The organism is Rhizobium sp. Root1334 (assembly GCF_001426665.1).
GTDB lineage: Bacteria > Pseudomonadota > Alphaproteobacteria > Rhizobiales > Rhizobiaceae > Pararhizobium.
The window spans coordinates 1-14,894 of the sequence record NZ_LMEY01000010.1 but is presented as its reverse complement, the minus strand read 5'-3'; the positions used below and the strand labels follow the sequence as shown (position 1 = coordinate 14,894).

At 55.9% G+C, this 14,894-nt stretch carries 17 protein-coding genes and 1 pseudogene; 10 read left to right on the top strand and 8 right to left on the bottom strand.

Features of this window, described 5'->3' with window-relative positions:
* Window positions 1–292: 292 nt before the first annotated feature.
* From ASD36_RS13555 to trpB, 3 genes and pseudogenes are all read left to right on the top strand, one after another.
* A complete protein-coding gene (locus ASD36_RS13555; RefSeq protein WP_277995999.1) occupies window positions 293–1,927 on the top strand; it encodes a diguanylate cyclase in 1,635 nt (544 codons plus the stop codon).
* Window positions 1,914–2,018, top strand: a pseudogene (locus ASD36_RS31450) (magnesium transporter); the annotation flags it as partial. The gene ASD36_RS13555 and the pseudogene ASD36_RS31450, both read left to right, overlap by 14 nt.
* Before the next feature lie 219 nt (window positions 2,019–2,237).
* Window positions 2,238–3,446 carry a tryptophan synthase subunit beta gene (gene trpB / locus ASD36_RS13550; RefSeq protein WP_112834769.1) on the top strand — a complete coding sequence of 403 codons (1,209 nt, stop codon included), beginning with the start codon at window positions 2,238–2,240 and terminating at the stop codon, window positions 3,444–3,446.
* A 64-nt stretch (window positions 3,447–3,510) separates the two neighbouring features.
* On the opposite strand, the gene ASD36_RS13545 is transcribed toward trpB, so the two are convergent.
* The 3 genes from ASD36_RS13545 to ASD36_RS13535 all read right to left on the bottom strand — a co-directional run bounded on the left by ASD36_RS13545 (window position 3,511) and on the right by ASD36_RS13535 (window position 6,240).
* Complete coding sequence (locus tag ASD36_RS13545; protein ID WP_060511115.1) at window positions 3,511–5,016, bottom strand: HWE histidine kinase domain-containing protein; 1,506 nt, start codon at window positions 5,014–5,016, stop codon at window positions 3,511–3,513.
* Window positions 5,017–5,080: 64 nt separating this feature from the next.
* The gene (locus tag ASD36_RS13540; RefSeq protein WP_060511113.1) at window positions 5,081–5,758 is read right to left on the bottom strand and encodes a ChrR family anti-sigma-E factor; all 678 of its coding nucleotides are present in this window, start codon (window positions 5,756–5,758) and stop codon (window positions 5,081–5,083) included.
* Entirely contained in the window at window positions 5,722–6,240 is a 519-nt protein-coding gene (locus tag ASD36_RS13535) for a sigma-70 family RNA polymerase sigma factor (protein WP_244489831.1), read from the bottom strand. The genes ASD36_RS13540 and ASD36_RS13535 overlap by 37 nt, the downstream gene beginning before the upstream one ends.
* 296 nt (window positions 6,241–6,536) lie before the next feature.
* Between ASD36_RS13535 and ASD36_RS13530 the strand changes: the two genes are divergently transcribed.
* Entirely contained in the window at window positions 6,537–6,938 is a 402-nt protein-coding gene (locus ASD36_RS13530; protein ID WP_060511110.1) for a response regulator, read from the top strand.
* Complete coding sequence (locus ASD36_RS13525) at window positions 6,938–7,321, top strand: response regulator (protein WP_060511107.1); 384 nt, start codon at window positions 6,938–6,940, stop codon at window positions 7,319–7,321. The genes ASD36_RS13530 and ASD36_RS13525 overlap by 1 nt, the downstream gene beginning before the upstream one ends.
* A 23-nt stretch (window positions 7,322–7,344) precedes the next feature.
* Here ASD36_RS13525 and ASD36_RS13520 read toward each other — a convergent pair whose 3' ends face one another.
* The 3 genes from ASD36_RS13520 to ASD36_RS13510 are packed head-to-tail and all read right to left on the bottom strand — an operon-like array spanning window position 7,345 to window position 9,480.
* Window positions 7,345–7,785: a DUF3429 domain-containing protein gene (locus tag ASD36_RS13520; protein WP_060511105.1), complete on the bottom strand. Its 441-nt coding sequence runs from the start codon at window positions 7,783–7,785 to the stop codon at window positions 7,345–7,347.
* Window positions 7,782–8,777: an FAD-dependent oxidoreductase gene (locus ASD36_RS13515; RefSeq protein ID WP_082562802.1), complete on the bottom strand. Its 996-nt coding sequence runs from the start codon at window positions 8,775–8,777 to the stop codon at window positions 7,782–7,784. The genes ASD36_RS13520 and ASD36_RS13515 overlap by 4 nt, the downstream gene beginning before the upstream one ends.
* Before the next feature lie 58 nt (window positions 8,778–8,835).
* Window positions 8,836–9,480, bottom strand: a complete 645-nt coding sequence (locus ASD36_RS13510; RefSeq protein ID WP_060511101.1) for a hypothetical protein — start codon at window positions 9,478–9,480, stop codon at window positions 8,836–8,838.
* Window positions 9,481–9,625: 145 nt separating this feature from the next.
* Between ASD36_RS13510 and folE the strand changes: the two genes are divergently transcribed.
* From folE to ASD36_RS30100, 5 genes are all read left to right on the top strand, one after another.
* Window positions 9,626–10,234: a GTP cyclohydrolase I FolE gene (folE, locus tag ASD36_RS13505; protein WP_060511100.1), complete on the top strand. Its 609-nt coding sequence runs from the start codon at window positions 9,626–9,628 to the stop codon at window positions 10,232–10,234.
* 40 nt (window positions 10,235–10,274) lie between these two features.
* Window positions 10,275–10,982, top strand: coding sequence for an SDR family NAD(P)-dependent oxidoreductase (locus tag ASD36_RS13500; RefSeq protein WP_244489830.1), 708 nt, complete (start codon window positions 10,275–10,277; stop codon window positions 10,980–10,982).
* A gap of 120 nt (window positions 10,983–11,102) precedes the next feature.
* On the top strand, window positions 11,103–11,714 hold the full coding sequence (locus tag ASD36_RS13495; RefSeq protein WP_244489829.1) for a response regulator: 612 nt from the start codon (window positions 11,103–11,105) through the stop codon (window positions 11,712–11,714).
* 127 nt (window positions 11,715–11,841) lie between these two features.
* The gene (locus ASD36_RS13490) at window positions 11,842–13,389 is read left to right on the top strand and encodes a cryptochrome/photolyase family protein (RefSeq protein WP_347360129.1); all 1,548 of its coding nucleotides are present in this window, start codon (window positions 11,842–11,844) and stop codon (window positions 13,387–13,389) included.
* Window positions 13,370–13,612: a DUF2256 domain-containing protein gene (locus ASD36_RS30100; RefSeq protein WP_347360128.1), complete on the top strand. Its 243-nt coding sequence runs from the start codon at window positions 13,370–13,372 to the stop codon at window positions 13,610–13,612. Before ASD36_RS13490 ends, ASD36_RS30100 begins: the two co-directional genes overlap by 20 nt.
* Before the next feature lie 225 nt (window positions 13,613–13,837).
* Here ASD36_RS30100 and ASD36_RS13480 read toward each other — a convergent pair whose 3' ends face one another.
* The gene (locus ASD36_RS13480; protein ID WP_156393854.1) at window positions 13,838–14,113 is read right to left on the bottom strand and encodes a hypothetical protein; all 276 of its coding nucleotides are present in this window, start codon (window positions 14,111–14,113) and stop codon (window positions 13,838–13,840) included.
* Window positions 14,114–14,583: 470 nt separating this feature from the next.
* Window positions 14,584–14,894, bottom strand: a 311-nt coding sequence (locus ASD36_RS13475) for an aldehyde dehydrogenase family protein (RefSeq protein ID WP_156393853.1), incomplete at its 5' end; no start/stop codon positions are given.

Here is a 14,894-nt window from a genome sequence, read left to right as displayed (position 1 = left end):
AAAATCAGGCATAGTCACATGCAAAGTCGGGTGAAATATCTTTCTTCAACCCAAAGCTTGTTTCGATCCACCGGAATATCTGAGTAGGAACACGGTCGTGCTTGCATCAAACCTGACTGAAGAGCGGAAGCGCGTTACGGCACTTCACAACCTCGAAATAATCGGGACGCCACCAACGGCGGCTTTTAACGCTATCGTGGAAGCGGCTGCAGCCATATTCAAATGCCGGACATCGCTTGTCTCGCTCATTGCTGAAGAACGGCAATGATTCAAGGCTAGGTGTGGAACCGAATTGGAGGGAACGTCAAGAAGTGTCGCATTTTGCGATCATACAATCAGCCTAAAAATGCCCCTGATTGTGCAGGACGCCTCGGTCGATGCGCGTTTCAAGGATAATCCGCTCGTCACAGGTGAGCCGAAAATTCGATTTTATGCGGGCGTACCGCTGTCATTCGATGGCGAGCTCTTTTTGGGAGCTCTCTGCGTTATTGATACAGTCCCAAGAATACCGAGTGATGAACAGGTGCAGCAACTCACTCGCTTGGGATGCGCTGTCGAAGGTTTGTTGGCTGCGCATTTCCATCTGACCGCAGCGAAGGCCGCGAACGAGGAAGCCAATCGTCAAACTACAGAGGCGAAGCGCCGCGAAACGTTGCTGGAGCAAGTCGAACGGATGGCGGCCATCGGCGCCTGGCGCATCGATATCGCGACCAATGATGTGATTTGGTCCGATCAAATTCGTGTCCTTCACGAGCTTGAGGATGGCGAGACTGTATCCCTGGAAAAGGGCCTGGAATTCTATCCCGAGCCAGATCGGACACATGTTCGATCTGCGGTGCAGGACGCAATCATCCTGGGCAAAGCCTTTGAAATTGAGGCTGACTTTATAACTGCGCGTGGACGAAAACGCCGGATACGCTCCATCGGCGATGTCGAGGTTTTGAATGGTGCGCCAGCCCATATCATTGGGACGTTTCAGGATATTACTGATCGGAAGCTGACCGATGCCAAGCTCGCGAGCATCGGCCGCATCCTCGACCATTCGTCGAACGAGCTTTATGTCTTCGATGCTGAGACACTGAAGTTCGTTCTCGTGAACCGGGGGGCACGCGAAAATCTCGGATATTCTAGCGAGGAAGTGCTCGATCTCACTCCAATCGATATCAAACCGGAAATGACGCAGGCGAGCTTCGAGGCAATGATCGGCCCTTTGGTCAGACAGGAAACCGCCAGTTTGTCATTTGAAACCTCGCATAAGCGGAAAGATGGGAGCGTTTACCTCGCCGAAATTCACCTCCATTTTGCGGCGGGCGAACAACCACCTGTTTTTATAGCGATCGTTCAGGACGTTACGCAGAGAAAAGCCAAGGATAATTATATCCAGGAATTGGCGTTCTTTGACGCCCTTACGGGTCTCGCAAACCGTACGCTCCTGCTGGATCATCTGCGCCCGGCTGTTGAGAGAGGCAAGCAAGCCACGCTTAATGTCTGCCTGCTTTTTCTCGATCTTGATCGCTTCAAGGAAATCAACGATACGCGTGGTCATTCCGTTGGTGATGAAGTCCCCATCGAGGTTGCGCGTCGCTTCCAATCAACCGCTCGTGGTTCAGAAACCCTTGCACGCATCGATAGTGACGAATTCGTATTGGTTGTCGAAAACGTCTCCGAGAGCGAGGTGTTGAACCTCGTCGGACGTTTACGACACTCCCTGGCGGCCCCCGTCATAGCGTCGGGAAAACCCCATTCGCTTGACGTCAGCATCGGTGTTGCTCAGTATCCAAAAGACAGTTCTTCGGCAGAAGAGCTGCTTCAATTGGCAGACATCGCTATGTATGAGGCGAAAGTTACCGGGTCCCATCATCGTCTCTACGACGCAAGAATGAAAAGTGCAGTCGCCAAGAGCCACGATATCGCCGAACGAACTTGACACGCGCTATGGGTATTTCGTGGTGCTTGGTGCCATCGTTGTTTTGTGCAGTGTCTTGTTTTGCCGGTTTAAAAAATCCGGTTGGCTGTAAGATTCAGACTGCCCAAGGTGATGCCGCCCGTATTGGCAATCACCGGTCTGCACCGTTCGACAATCGTTTTTGATGGTCCATGGGCCGGCCTAATCCACAGGTGTAAACGACCTCGAACTGTTGTTTGAAGGATCAATGCGATGTTTTGGAATTAATTTCCTCGCGCGCCATCCGAGGAGCGCTCCTTCGCGTATCCGCTGCAGATTGGAGCTCACCGCTATGCGCCACATGTTATCCTACGCCCTGCCCAATGCTGAGGGCTTTTTCGGCCCGTTCGGCGGCCGCTTCGTTGCCGAGACGTTGATGCCGTTACTGCTCGCGGTCAACGCTGAATGGCAGAGTGCCAAGACAGACCCATCGTTCTGGGATGAACTGGATCAGTATTCACGCACATACGTGGGACGGCCCAGCCCTCTATATTTCGCGGAACGCCTGACGGCCCGGCTGGGAGGCGCGCGCGTCTACATGAAGCGCGACGAGCTCAACCACACGGGGTCCCATAAGATTAACAACTGCATGGGCCAGATTCTAATCGCCCGCAGGATGGGAAAGCGCCGTATCATCGCCGAAACAGGTGCGGGACAGCATGGCGTCGCAACCGCCACCGTGGCGGCGCGGTTCGGCCTTCAGTGCATCATCTACATGGGCGCGAAGGACATCGAGCGACAGGCTCCGAACGTCTTCAGGATGAAACTGCTTGGCGCGGAAGTGCGGCCTGTGACGTCGGGCAATGGCACCCTGAAGGATGCGATGAACGAGGCGCTCCGGGACTGGGTTTCGAACGTCGACGACACATACTATCTGATTGGAACCGTCGCCGGGCCGCATCCCTATCCCGAAATGGTGAGAACGCTGCAGTCGGTGATCGGCATTGAGGCACGAGAGCAGATACTGGAACAGGAAGGTCGCCTTCCCGATCTTCTGGTCGCAGCCGTCGGCGGCGGTTCCAACGCCATTGGCCTCTTCCACCCGTTTCTTTCCGATGCCAGTGTAAAGATGGTCGGGGTCGAGCCTGCTGGAAAAGGTCTCGATACGTTGGAACACTGCGCGTCTTTGACGAAAGGACGGTCAGGCGTGCTACACGGCAACCGGACTTATCTGCTTCAGGACGAGGACGGGCAGATCAATGAAGGCCATTCGATCTCGGCTGGTCTCGACTATCCCGGTGTTGGGCCGGAGCATGCGTGGCTGAAGGATTCTGGCCGCGTGACCTACTCATCGGCGACGGATGTCGAGGCGCTCGAAGCGTTCCAATTCCTGTCGACCGAGGAAGGCATCATTCCTGCGCTGGAGCCTTCGCACGCCATCGCCGAGGTCATGAAGACCGCACCCCAGATGACGTCAAATCAGATCATCATCGTCAATCTCTGCGGCCGCGGCGACAAGGACATCTTTACGGTATCCAACCTGTTGAAGCTCGATAAGTAAGACGTTATTGCAAGGCCCGCTCACTTTTGGGCGGGCCTGTGCTGTTCCGTGCAGATCCTGCAGGTTACGATTTCTCTTCGATGTTCGCCAATGGCAGCGTTAGGTTGAACACCATCCCCGGCCTATCGTAGGTGGCGGTCGCCTTCCCACCCAATTCCAACGGCATTGCCCGCAAAATTACCCGGTTTCCAAACCCTGCGCTGCCGGACGAAACGAGTTCAGGCCCGCCATTCTCGCGCCAGGTCAGATGTAACTCCCCGAAGTCACCTCCTGTCACCGTCCATGACAGTTTAACAACACCAACATCGTTCGACAGCGAGCCGTGTGTGGCAGCGTTTGTCGCCAGTTCGTTCAGCGCGAAGGAAAGTGACAGCGCCGCTCTCGTTGTAAGCCTTACTTTCGGTCCTGATATTTCTAAGCGCCCCCTCGCCTGTTGTTCTAAGGGCTGAAGCATCGCCTCGATGATCACGTGCAGATCGGCTCCCGTCCAGCGTTCGTGTGTGAGGACATCATGCGCACGCGAGAGCGCCATGATGCGGGACGTGATTGCGGATCTGGCATGGACAATCGACGGCGTGGCACGCAGCGTCTGGGCAACGATGGACTGGACGGACGCCAGGCTGTTCTTGACCCGATGGTTGAGTTCCGCGATCAAAAGCATCTGCTGCCGTTCACCGCGCACCCTCTCTGTGACATCCGAGCCTTGGACGAAGATGTGTGTGATGTCGCCGCCGTCGTCTCTGACTGGCTGGAAGACGACGTCGAGGAAGCACTCATCCGGATCGCTATCGACAGACTGGAAAACAAGTTTGGCGGACCGACGTGTGGCGGGATCTCCCGTCTTAAAGACATTATCAAGCGCAGGAAGAAAGCCCTGCTCATCAATCTCGGGAAGCGCCGACGCCAAGGGCTGGCCGATGACATCGCGTCCGCCTATAAGCCTGCTGCATTCAGGATTGAGCATCTCGAAGGTGTGATCCGGTCCGGCGAGCATTGCCATGAACGTCGGCGACTGTTCGAACAATGTTTGCAAACGGTGATGCTCATTTGCGAGCCGCCGATCGGCAAGCACCCGTTGGGTCGTTTCAATCACGACGGCGAGAACGCCGGCTGGTTGATCGGTTTCGTCAAGGATGGGCGAATAGAAGAGGTCAAGCCAAACCTGTTCTGGCGGGCCGCCGCGCTGCAGGGTTATCTCTTGATCGTGGTAGGTCAGTGACGCGCCAGAAAGACCGACCTGCATCACGTGGGCATTGAATGCCGCATTTTCTGGCCAAGCGTCGCGTACTGTCATTCCGAGAATTTCGGGATGCTTTGCGCCGGCGATCACAGCATAGCCGTCATTGTAGATCATCACCCCGTCTGAACCGCACAGAATTGTCATCGGTACAGGCGACTGGAGCATTATCGACACCGCCGATTTCAAATAGCCGGGCCACGTCGCAATCGCACCGAGCGTTGTGGTGCTCCAATCAAAATTCTTGATAAGTGAACTGGCAGGGCCAATTGCTCCGAGAAAGCCAAAGGGACCGGTTTCGAAACTATCAACCCGTTCGGTAACGTGAGTCATGCCGTCGTCCTGATAGTTCGATGCTGATCATGGCCGCTTCGAAAGGCGGCAACCGCGTTTGAGATTAAATACCGAGAAACGGCTGGAGGAAACGCACGATCCGGCTGGTGAAACGCAGCGGGGCTTCGGTTATCGCCAGGCAGATGCAGTCCTCTTCCGGCGTGGCCTTCGGCTGGTGCGTGAGATCGTCATCGGCCAATTCGACGTCCCCGCGGTTGAAGACGGAGACAGAGTCGCCGAAGCTTCCGGCAAGGACGAGCGTCACCTCGCGGCCACTATGGCCATGTTCAGGAACAGGTTTGCCGGCAGGTATCTTCAAAAGCCTGACGATCGTGCTTGGATCCGATGTCGGCACCTTCATCTGACTTGCCCCGCTACCCAGAGAGCGCCACCGCAATCCGCCCGCAGCCTCGACGTAAGAGAAAAGCGGCTGCGGCATCAGGGCATCGCTCCGGACTGCGATATCAGTGACATTCGAACTTGGAACGTCCAGACGCTTCTGGATTTCCTCCCACCCGGAGGTCTCATCGCCTTCCACTTCTTCGCACTCCAGGAAATGGCCGCCGATGCTTTCAAACTCGGAAAGGCGCTGGCGACATACGGGGCAGAATGACATATGCGTGGCGACGCCAATGCTCCATCCTTCAGACAGGGTGCCGGCCGCATAGGACATCAGCAGCTCGTCACTGAGGTGATGAAGGACAGTTACGCGTCCTTGAGTATTGCGCGCAGCTTCAGACATGCGTTTCTGATCCTTGATTTCACGGTTCCGATCGGAATGTCCAGCGCCGCGGCAATGGCGGGGTGCGCCATGTCCTCGAAGAATGACAATCGGAGCGTTTTGATTTCGTCGGGCTTCAATGAAGCCATCGCAACCCTGAGCCTGTCGGCATCCTGCTGGCGCTCGAACGCCACGTCGGCGCCAAGTTCGTCTTCAGGAACGAAAGCCGGGTCGTTCGGGTCGAAGGTCGGCCGAGGCCCCCGGCGTAGAGCGTCGATCCGGACGTTTCGAGCAATGGTGTAGATCCAGGTTGAAGCCTGTCCCCTGCCCGGATCGAACAGGCGCGCCTTCCGCCAGACCGTAAGCATGGCTTCCTGTGCCATCTCGTCGGCAAACGCACGGTCGCTGCCGATCTTGGACATGTAAGCGCGGACCTTCGGAACGAAATGCTTATAGAGAAGCTGATAGGCGTCGACGTCCTGACGTTCGGCAACCGCAGCCATTAGGGCATTGATGTCCCCGGGTTCAAGTGCCTTTCGCCCATCTGCCATGGTTCGGCTTCCTCCGTCGAAGGCTGTCGGGAGCTTGACTACGTTGCCAGCCTCCGGACGTTCGACAGAGACGGATTGAACGGGCGTTGATGTCTTCATGGCCTTTATACGCGAGTTTTGCAGTGCGGATCAGTAGTGCTCGAAAATGTACGATTCGGGATGAAACCAGAGGCATATCGGACAATTCTCTTTTTTCGTTGGAACCTTTTCGGCTGCTTACGAGTTTCGGGCGACCTCAGGGGCTGACAATGATCGAAATCGATATGGAGACCGTTCCGAGTGGTGCAGTTCGCATCCTCGTCGTGGAAGATGAAATCCTCATCCGCATTATGGTGGCAGACGGTCTGCGAGACCTTGGCGGTACGCTTGTCATCTCCGCCGCCACCGCTGACGAGGCCTGGGACTATCTGGTTGCGGAGGATGGCCAGGTGGATGTCGTCTTTACCGATCACCGCATGCCGGGCAGCCTGACAGGAGCTCAATTGGCGTCGAAAGTCGCCGAACACTACCCTGATATCCCGGTTATCGTGACATCTGCCTTCTACGACGGGACCGAATGGAGTGGTCTCGTACTGCCGAAGCCATACGATCTCGATGCCACCATAGACATGCTGGTCGCGACTGCGAAAAAGGCCAGGGGAGAAGCTTGATGCCGTCAGCCGAAACCGTTCTCCTTGTCGAGGGCGACATCCTTTTGCGGCACCCTCTGGCCGAATACCTGCGGGAATGCGGCTTTGTCGTGCATGAGGCCGCAAATGGCAAGGAGGCGCAGGCGGTTCTTGTCTCCAGAGACCTGAAGGTCGGGATTGTTCTCGCCGACATGACGACGGATAAAAGCGGTTTTCAATTGCAGGCGTGGATCAGGTCGAAAATGCCGCACGTCGAGGTCATCCTGGCGGGATCGATTGACAAGGCCGTCGATGAGGCCGGAAGTCTTTGCAACGAGGGACCCGCCCTTGTGAAACCATATGAACACCGCCTTGTTCTCGACCGTATCCGCCAGTCCCTATCCCGGCGTGCGCAACGCCGCTGATAATCTGGTTTCAGAGATTGCCCTCAGCCACTCGCAGAGACGGCGCGGTCCATCAGCATGACGCAATAGGCAAAAGCTACGATCACAGTCACCCGCAGACGAAGCTTCCAGTACCAGCGCTGATCGTCGCGTCCGGCAACGGTTCGGTAATCGGCCATAAGTAATAACCCGAACAGCACCATCTGCACGAAAAGGGCGGTTACTGAAAGGCCAAGCACGAGGGTCGCAAAGGCGATCAACGCAAACACGTTGCTCGTCACGATCATCAACAGGTCGCCTCGGCCTCTGGTCTCGGTTCCCCACAGCGTCCCGGCCATGAACGAGCTGATGATTGCGCCGTACGACAGGAAGATTGAGGCGGTATTCACTCCCAGGACGGTTTCCGGGGCGAGCATCAGCAGCCAGAAGGGAAACGCACCCATATAGGTCAGAGCAGTCGCTATAGTGCGCGGTGTGGCATTCATTCCGATGCCTCGATAATCTCACGCAGCGCGTCCGCGAGACCCGCCCCGCTCAGAAAGGCCGCTTCGACGCGGCCCCCGATGCACCAGTCGCCGCAAGCGGCCAATTGCGATGCCCGATCCATCAGATAGGCGCTTCCCGCAGGCCGTTGAACATTGGCATATCGCCAGCGATGGATCATCGCTGCATCCGCTTCTGACGGCGCGACCGGGATATAGCGACGCACCGCCTCAATCATCTTTTGACGGATAGTGTCGAGCGGCTTGTCGGTGTTGGCATCGGCCCACATGGAATTCGAGTTCACGACCAGGCAGGGTGCCTCCGACCGGCCCGGTTTGGTGTTGTTCCGGGAAATCCAGTCGATGACTGGGTCGTCGATACGAGCGGCCACGAAGGGAATGCTGCCATCGTAGTCCAGCCTGATCATCAGCGTGAAGCATGCGCTCATCTCGACGGCACCGAGCATGTCATGGTGTGCGAAGCGGGATGGAAGAACGGCTGAAGACTGAGGTGCTGGTGCGGTGGCGAAAACCCAGTCGAACGGCCCCTCGCGCCGATCCGCAATATGAAGGAACCATCGTCCAGGGTCTCCGGTGATCTTGGCGACCTGCTCGTCGACACGGACATCAAGACCGATGGCCATTGCCTTGGGCAACGCGTTCATCGACGGCACGCCGGCATATCTCGGTGTGGCAGGCTGGAACCGTTGCGACAGTCCATCCCTGCTCAACGAAACCACTTCACCGTTCCAGGACTGAATGACGCCGTCGGCCTGACCAGCCTTCAGTGAATCGTGGAAACGGTCGCTCCTGATGGTAAAATACTGCGCGCCATGATCGAAGGAGACCTCGTCAATCCGTCGGGTTGCCATCCGGCCTCCGACACCCCGGCTCTTTTCGAAAACGCCGATATCGGCGATAGACGACAACGCTCGCGCGACCGTCAGTCCCGCCATCCCCGCGCCAATAATCCCAATTCTCGGTCGCTTTACCATAACGGGTCCATTCTGGATGAGGTTGCCTGAACTGCGTATCGATGACGAAAACGGGACGTCAACCCTGCAGTTGCCGCGCTCGCTTGCCAAATGGGTGCAGCCTGTGCAGCTGTCCTCGGGCGACGTAACTTTTAATCAGGTCACGCTCGGCATCGAACGGATGTCCGTTCCATCCCTGGTGGCCGAAGCCAGCCAGCATCACGATGTCTCCAGCGGCGGCGACTTCACCGATCACATATGTGATTGCCATCAGGCCTGAGCTGGGCACGATATAGCTTTCAGACGTGAGAGCCTGCAGTTCTCTGTCAAGTCGATCATGGTAGAGGCGCGGTATCGCTGTGAATGCCTTCTCGGTTTCAGCGGCGAAGCTCGCGAACTCAGCTGTGAAATCCTCGCAAAAGTCATCCAGTACCGGATACTGACCGGTCAATAGCGATTCCAGCTCAGCGAACCTCGCCCCATCTCGAACGCACCAAAGAGCGGAAGCCTGTAATATCGCGGGGTGCTCGCGCCAGGAGCGCTGTCGGATCATCGACTTTGCGGGTCGCCCCGTATTACAGACGGCGATCACGTCTGTACGCAATCCACCGCCACCAACTGAACGACAATCGTTGAAGCGGATAACAACGTCACACTTATCGATCGCGCTTGCATCGGATGGAGCGAACGAACCGTTTCCTACAATGGCAATGCTGCGAGACAAGCGAATAACCCTTTAAGATTGCCAACAATACGAAACCCGCGCAGAAGCAGATCAAAACGATCACGGCATCCCAACCTGGAATTTTTGATCTGAACTTTGAAAGTGCCCGTATCCCTGTCGTTTAACCATATCTGGAGTATCTCTCATGGATGCGATCGTCACGGAGGCCGCCCTTTTTCCTGCACTTGAACACCCGACACAGCAGGAAGCGGAGGCCGCGGTGCGCACGCTGATCCGCTGGGCTGGCGACGATCCCTCACGCGAAGGTCTGCTCGATACGCCCAAGCGTGTCGCGAAAGCCTACCGCGAATTGTTCGCCGGCTACGACATGGCTCCAGAGGACGTGCTGTCGAAGACGTTTTCGGATGTAGCCGGATATAAGGACATGGTGATCGTCCGGGACATCCCGTTCCATTCCCACTGTGAGCACCACATGGTCCCGTTTCATGGGATTGCACATATCGCATACATCCCAGACCACGGCGTGCTTGGGCTGTCTAAGATGGCACGGTTGGTCGATCTCTACGCCCGCCGCCTGCAGACCCAGGAGACCATGACCGCCCAGATTGCCCATTCGCTCGATGAAAGTTTGAGACCGAAGGGTGTCGCGGTGATGATCGAGGCCGAGCACATGTGCATGGCCATGCGGGGCATCGGCAAGCAAGGGGCAAAGACGCTGACAACCACGTTCACCGGACTGTTTGAGACGTCCGCTACGGATCAGGCGCGGTTCATTATGCTCGCCCGTGGATAGAGGCCGTCGTTCGCCAACCCTAGCAACCAAGGAGGTGTCAATGAAAGACCCGTTGATGACTTCTTTGGCAGCCGGGTATTCCGCCTTAGTGATCGGAGCCAGTGGCGGTATCGGAAGTGCGATGGCGCGGAAGCTAGATATGGACGGCAACTGCGGCAAGTTCGTCCGTCTATCGAGGCGCGAGGACGGGTTTGATGTAACTGATGAGAATTCCATGCATCGTGCAGCAGAAGCGCTCAAGGCGGAGGAGTTTGACCTCATCTTCTGCGCGACAGGTGCGCTGACCATCGACGGCGTCGGGCCCGAGAAATCGATACGGCAGATATCGCAGGCGTCGATGATGGCCCAATTTGCGGTCAATGCCGTGGGACCTGCCCTCGTTCTGAAACACTTCGTACCGTTGCTCTCTAAAAAGAAGCGCGTCATTCTTGCGCTTCTGTCGGCGCGGGTCGGATCGATCGGCGACAACGCTCTGGGAGGATGGATCTCGTACCGCTCTTCGAAGGCTGCGCTTAACCAGATCGTCCACACGGCCGCGATTGAGATTTCCAGGACGAACCCATCATCACTGATCGTCGCAGTGCATCCAGGAACAGTATCCACCTCCCTGTCGGAGCCGTTCTCTGCCGGTCACGCAAGGTCGGAGCCTGATGAAGCTGCAAGCCGCATCCTGCGCATGCTTGACGGATTAAAGCCTGGTGACACTGGAAAGTTCTACGCCTATGACGGAACGTCTATTCTCTGGTAGCCGCAGCGTCGCACGCATCGGGACATGCTGATAAATTGGGCAGCAGAAAACATCCGGCCCCTGCATCTGGTGCTGAATCCTTACGTATACCGTGTTGATCCCGGTCAAAAGGAGACGGTCGTGAGCGATGATGCACAAAAGATCAATGCCGCAACGGAAACCATTGCCCTTTCCAAAACACGATCCATCCTGATTGTAGATGACGACTGTGTATTTGGACAAAGGCTGGGCAAGGCGTTCACAGAACGAGGCTTCAATGTGTTGGTATGTGGCACGGCGGAAGAGGCTCTTGCCATCATAAGCTCCTGCCAACTGCACATTGTCATTACCGACCTCCGTATTGGGCAGCAGAACGGACTGACAATCGTAGAGGCCGTAAAGGCTATCTCTGCAGATACAAAAACGTTGATGCTCACCGGATATGGAAATGTCTCGACGGCTGTCGCTGCAGTCAAGCTGGGTGTCACCGAGTTTCTCAGCAAGCCTGCCGATGCAGATGAAATCCTTGAGGTCCTTGGCATAACCGACTGGGCGAAATCCCGCGCGGCATGCACCCTCAAAGAGCCGAACATGGTACGTTCGGAGCATATCCTCAGTGTGTTCAGAAAAACAGGAAACAACGTGTCCGAGTCTGCTCGCCTTCTCAACATGCATCGACGGACGCTGCAGCGTATATTGGCCCGCGCACGTGCCGCCCCTGATGCCCGGACTTATGGTGGGGTGACACCTTAGTATTTTTCACCTTGGTTATCCTGAAGTCTGGGCCCGGCGGGACAATGCTGTGCGAGCCGACCTTTTATTTCCATCATCGCTTCCTTTGAATGAGCTGCGATGAACAATGATAAGCAGGCAAATCGCCGTGAAACCGGTCCGAAATCTCATCTTCATTCTCGGCGACCAGCTTTCGCTGTCACTATCCAGCCTGGAAAATGCTGATCCCGAACTGGACGTTATCTTGATGTGCGAGGTGATCGAGGAGGCAACCTATGTGCATCATCACAAGCTGAAAATGGCCTTGATTTTCTCGGCCATGCGGCATTTCGCGCTGGAGGTCCGGGGGAAAGGCTTTGACGTCCGATATACCCAATTAAACGCTCCTGACAATTCCGGTTCGTTCAGCGGTGAGCTTGCGCGCTCTGTTGCCGCTAACTTACCACAACGCATCGTTGTCACCGAAGCCTCAGAATGGCGGGTCCTCCACGCCATGAAAGCATGGCAATCATCTCTCGATCTCCCGGTCGAAATTCGCAGCGACACCCGGTTCTTGTGTTCGAAAGCAGAGTTTCAAGCCTGGGCGCAGCACCGCCGCTCTCTGACGATGGAATATTTTTACCGGGACATGCGCCGCCGTACGGGTCTGCTGATGAATGGAAAAGATCCGGAGAGCGGACGATGGAACTTTGACGCGGACAATCGCAAGCCTGCCAAGCCGGACCTTTTTCGCCCAAAGCATCCTGGTTTCGCGCCGGATGCATTGACAAGGGATGTCCTCGACCTCGTTGAAAGCGCTTTTCCAGGGAATATGGGTTCGACGGCTCATTTCTCTTTTGCGGTGACCCGTGCCGACGCGGAAAAAGCTGCGGACGCGTTTATCAGGGACTTTCTACCGAACTTCGGCGAAACCCAGGACGCGATGTTGACGGAAGAGCCATTCCTCAACCATGCGCTTTTGTCCTTCTATATTAACATTGGCCTTCTTGATCCGCTGGCGCTATGCCGGGCAGTGGAACGCGCCTATCTTGATGGACAAGCGCCGCTCAACGGCGTTGAGGGTTTCATCCGGCAGATCATCGGGTGGCGCGAATATATTCGCGGCATCTACTGGCTGAAAATGCCGGGCTATGAAAACAGCAACGTCTTCGATGCGCACAGACCGCTGCCAGAGTTTTTCTGGACCGGTGATACCGATATGTCCTGCGTTTCATCGGTGATTACGCAGACAATTACCCATGCTTATGCACACCATATTCAGCGCCTTATGGTGGTCGGAAATTTCGCAATGCTTGCGGGTCTCGACCCCCACGCTCTCCACAAGTGGTATCTGGCCGTTTACGCAGACGCCTTCGAATGGGTGGAGCTCCCAAACGTCATCGGCATGAGCCAGTTCGCCGATGGCGGTTTCATGGCATCCAAACCCTATGCCGCAAGCGGTGCCTATATCTCACGCATGTCGAACTACTGTGATGGCTGCAGATACGACGTCTCGAAAAAGACAGGCGAGGAGGCCTGCCCGCTCAATTCACTGTATTGGAACTTCATCGATCGCAATGCCGGAAATCTGTCGAAAAATCATCGTCTCTCCCAGGTCTTCTCCTCGTGGCAGCGCATGGATCCCGATAAGAAGCAGTCCTACCGCGACAGCGCTTCAGCGTTCCTGCAGAAACTGGATGACGGTGAACGGATTTGAAAAGGCATTGGACGTTACGGATTTCACCAGGAGCGACGCATCTGTGCCGAAGATGATCAAGAAATCTGAGCTGCCGACGAAGAAATGCGCATCCTGCGGCTTGTCCTTTACGTGGCGGCGGAAGTGGGCAAAAAACTGGAATGATGTCAAATTCTGCTCGGACCGTTGCCGTCACTCGAAGAGCATTCAGAGTGTCGATTGCCACCGAGAACTGACCCGGTAGTTGAGTTAACCCCTCAGGCTGGACCAGGGAGGCGCATCAAACTATGCCGCCCGCCGGGCAGTTTGGTTTCAAATTCTTCTGGTGATCGACAGCTGAGCGCCGAGCGAAGACGCCTGGAATTGTAGAGCTGTTCATGAACCTCGGCAACCGCTCGGCAGGTCCGAGAAGGTCTCGTAGCCAAGGGGGTTAGAATCCTACTTTAGTTCTAGGTGACTAATAGCTGCCTTAATGGGCCTGTGCTTTCGAGATTGTAGCCAGATTGGTACGAAGCCGCAGAAAGAGCTCATGCTCGCAGTGGGCTTTAATGTTTTCAAGGATCGGACCAACGTAAGGATTAAGCTCCAAGGGCCGGAGCGCTTCCTCGACCATTGCTCTGGCGATGTGGATAGCTGAGGCGATACTCGCATCGGTATTCGGTTTTGAGCAGTGAGCCGCCAAACGGATCTGAAGAGCCGCGAGGGCTTCAGATGCGCTGTCCACGACAAATGTCTGATCCTGCATTCCCATTCGCTCCATCCTCAAATTGGAACACACACTAGCGCCAATTCGAAGATCAAGAACCCGCGGATTCATAGGGGTCGCGAGGCGATTTCTTCAGCGCTGGAATTAAAATCTGCGGCGAAATAATGCCCCGTTCGCTATAACGAACGGGGCATGTGGACCAGGCTCAAATGATCCATACGTTGGTGTCGGCGAAGGAAGCCCGACAACTTCCCCAGCGTGCTCCTTATTGGTTAACGGAAGAGTAACGGCTCCGTGTCGCGTAGCGTATGTTGTATCCGGAGGATCTGTTTAACCAACAGATTAAAAGCAACGTGAAATCGGGAGCCATCGGGCGACGACTTCCGATCCAATTGGGCTTAAAAGACGCGGCGCAGATAGCAAACATGAATTAATCATGCCGAATAACCAAACGAGTGGCACGCGCGAGGTCAGAAACACTGGTGTCATCGAACGTTTATTTCCGACTGTCAGAGACCCCCGAGCGCAACATACTTCAACTCCAGAAAGCCCTCTATGCCGTACTTCGATCCTTCGCGCCCGGTGCCGGACTGCTTGATGCCGCCAAAGGGCGCCATTTCATTGGCGATCATGCCGGTATTGACGCCGACCATTCCAGCTTCAAGCGCTTCCGCAACACGCCAAATACGAGCCATATCTTTGGCATAGAAATACGAGGCGAGACCGAATTCGCTATCATTAGCCATGGCAATGACGTCTGCCTCGTCCTTGAAGGAAACAATCGGCGCCAGCGGCGCAAAGGTTTCCTCCCTCGCCACCT

What these genes read in the sequence shown, in the direction of transcription:
- ASD36_RS13500 (WP_244489830.1), top strand. Translation starts at nt 10,275, where the DNA reads ATGAAAGACCCGTTGATGACTTCTTTGGCAGCCGGGTATTCCGCCTTA.
- ASD36_RS30100 (WP_347360128.1), top strand. Translation starts at nt 13,370, where the DNA reads ATGACGGTGAACGGATTTGAAAAGGCATTGGACGTTACGGATTTCACC.
- ASD36_RS13525 (WP_060511107.1), top strand. Translation starts at nt 6,938, where the DNA reads ATGCCGTCAGCCGAAACCGTTCTCCTTGTCGAGGGCGACATCCTTTTG.
- ASD36_RS13545 (WP_060511115.1), bottom strand. Translation starts at nt 5,016, where the DNA reads ATGACTCACGTTACCGAACGGGTTGATAGTTTCGAAACCGGTCCCTTT.
- trpB (WP_112834769.1), top strand. Translation starts at nt 2,238, where the DNA reads ATGCGCCACATGTTATCCTACGCCCTGCCCAATGCTGAGGGCTTTTTC.
- ASD36_RS13535 (WP_244489831.1), bottom strand. Translation starts at nt 6,240, where the DNA reads ATGGCTGCGGTTGCCGAACGTCAGGACGTCGACGCCTATCAGCTTCTC.
- ASD36_RS13540 (WP_060511113.1), bottom strand. Translation starts at nt 5,758, where the DNA reads ATGTCTGAAGCTGCGCGCAATACTCAAGGACGCGTAACTGTCCTTCAT.
- folE (WP_060511100.1), top strand. Translation starts at nt 9,626, where the DNA reads ATGGATGCGATCGTCACGGAGGCCGCCCTTTTTCCTGCACTTGAACAC.
- ASD36_RS13520 (WP_060511105.1), bottom strand. Translation starts at nt 7,785, where the DNA reads ATGAATGCCACACCGCGCACTATAGCGACTGCTCTGACCTATATGGGT.
- ASD36_RS13530 (WP_060511110.1), top strand. Translation starts at nt 6,537, where the DNA reads ATGATCGAAATCGATATGGAGACCGTTCCGAGTGGTGCAGTTCGCATC.
- ASD36_RS13515 (WP_082562802.1), bottom strand. Translation starts at nt 8,777, where the DNA reads ATGGTAAAGCGACCGAGAATTGGGATTATTGGCGCGGGGATGGCGGGA.
- ASD36_RS13480 (WP_156393854.1), bottom strand. Translation starts at nt 14,113, where the DNA reads ATGCAGGATCAGACATTTGTCGTGGACAGCGCATCTGAAGCCCTCGCG.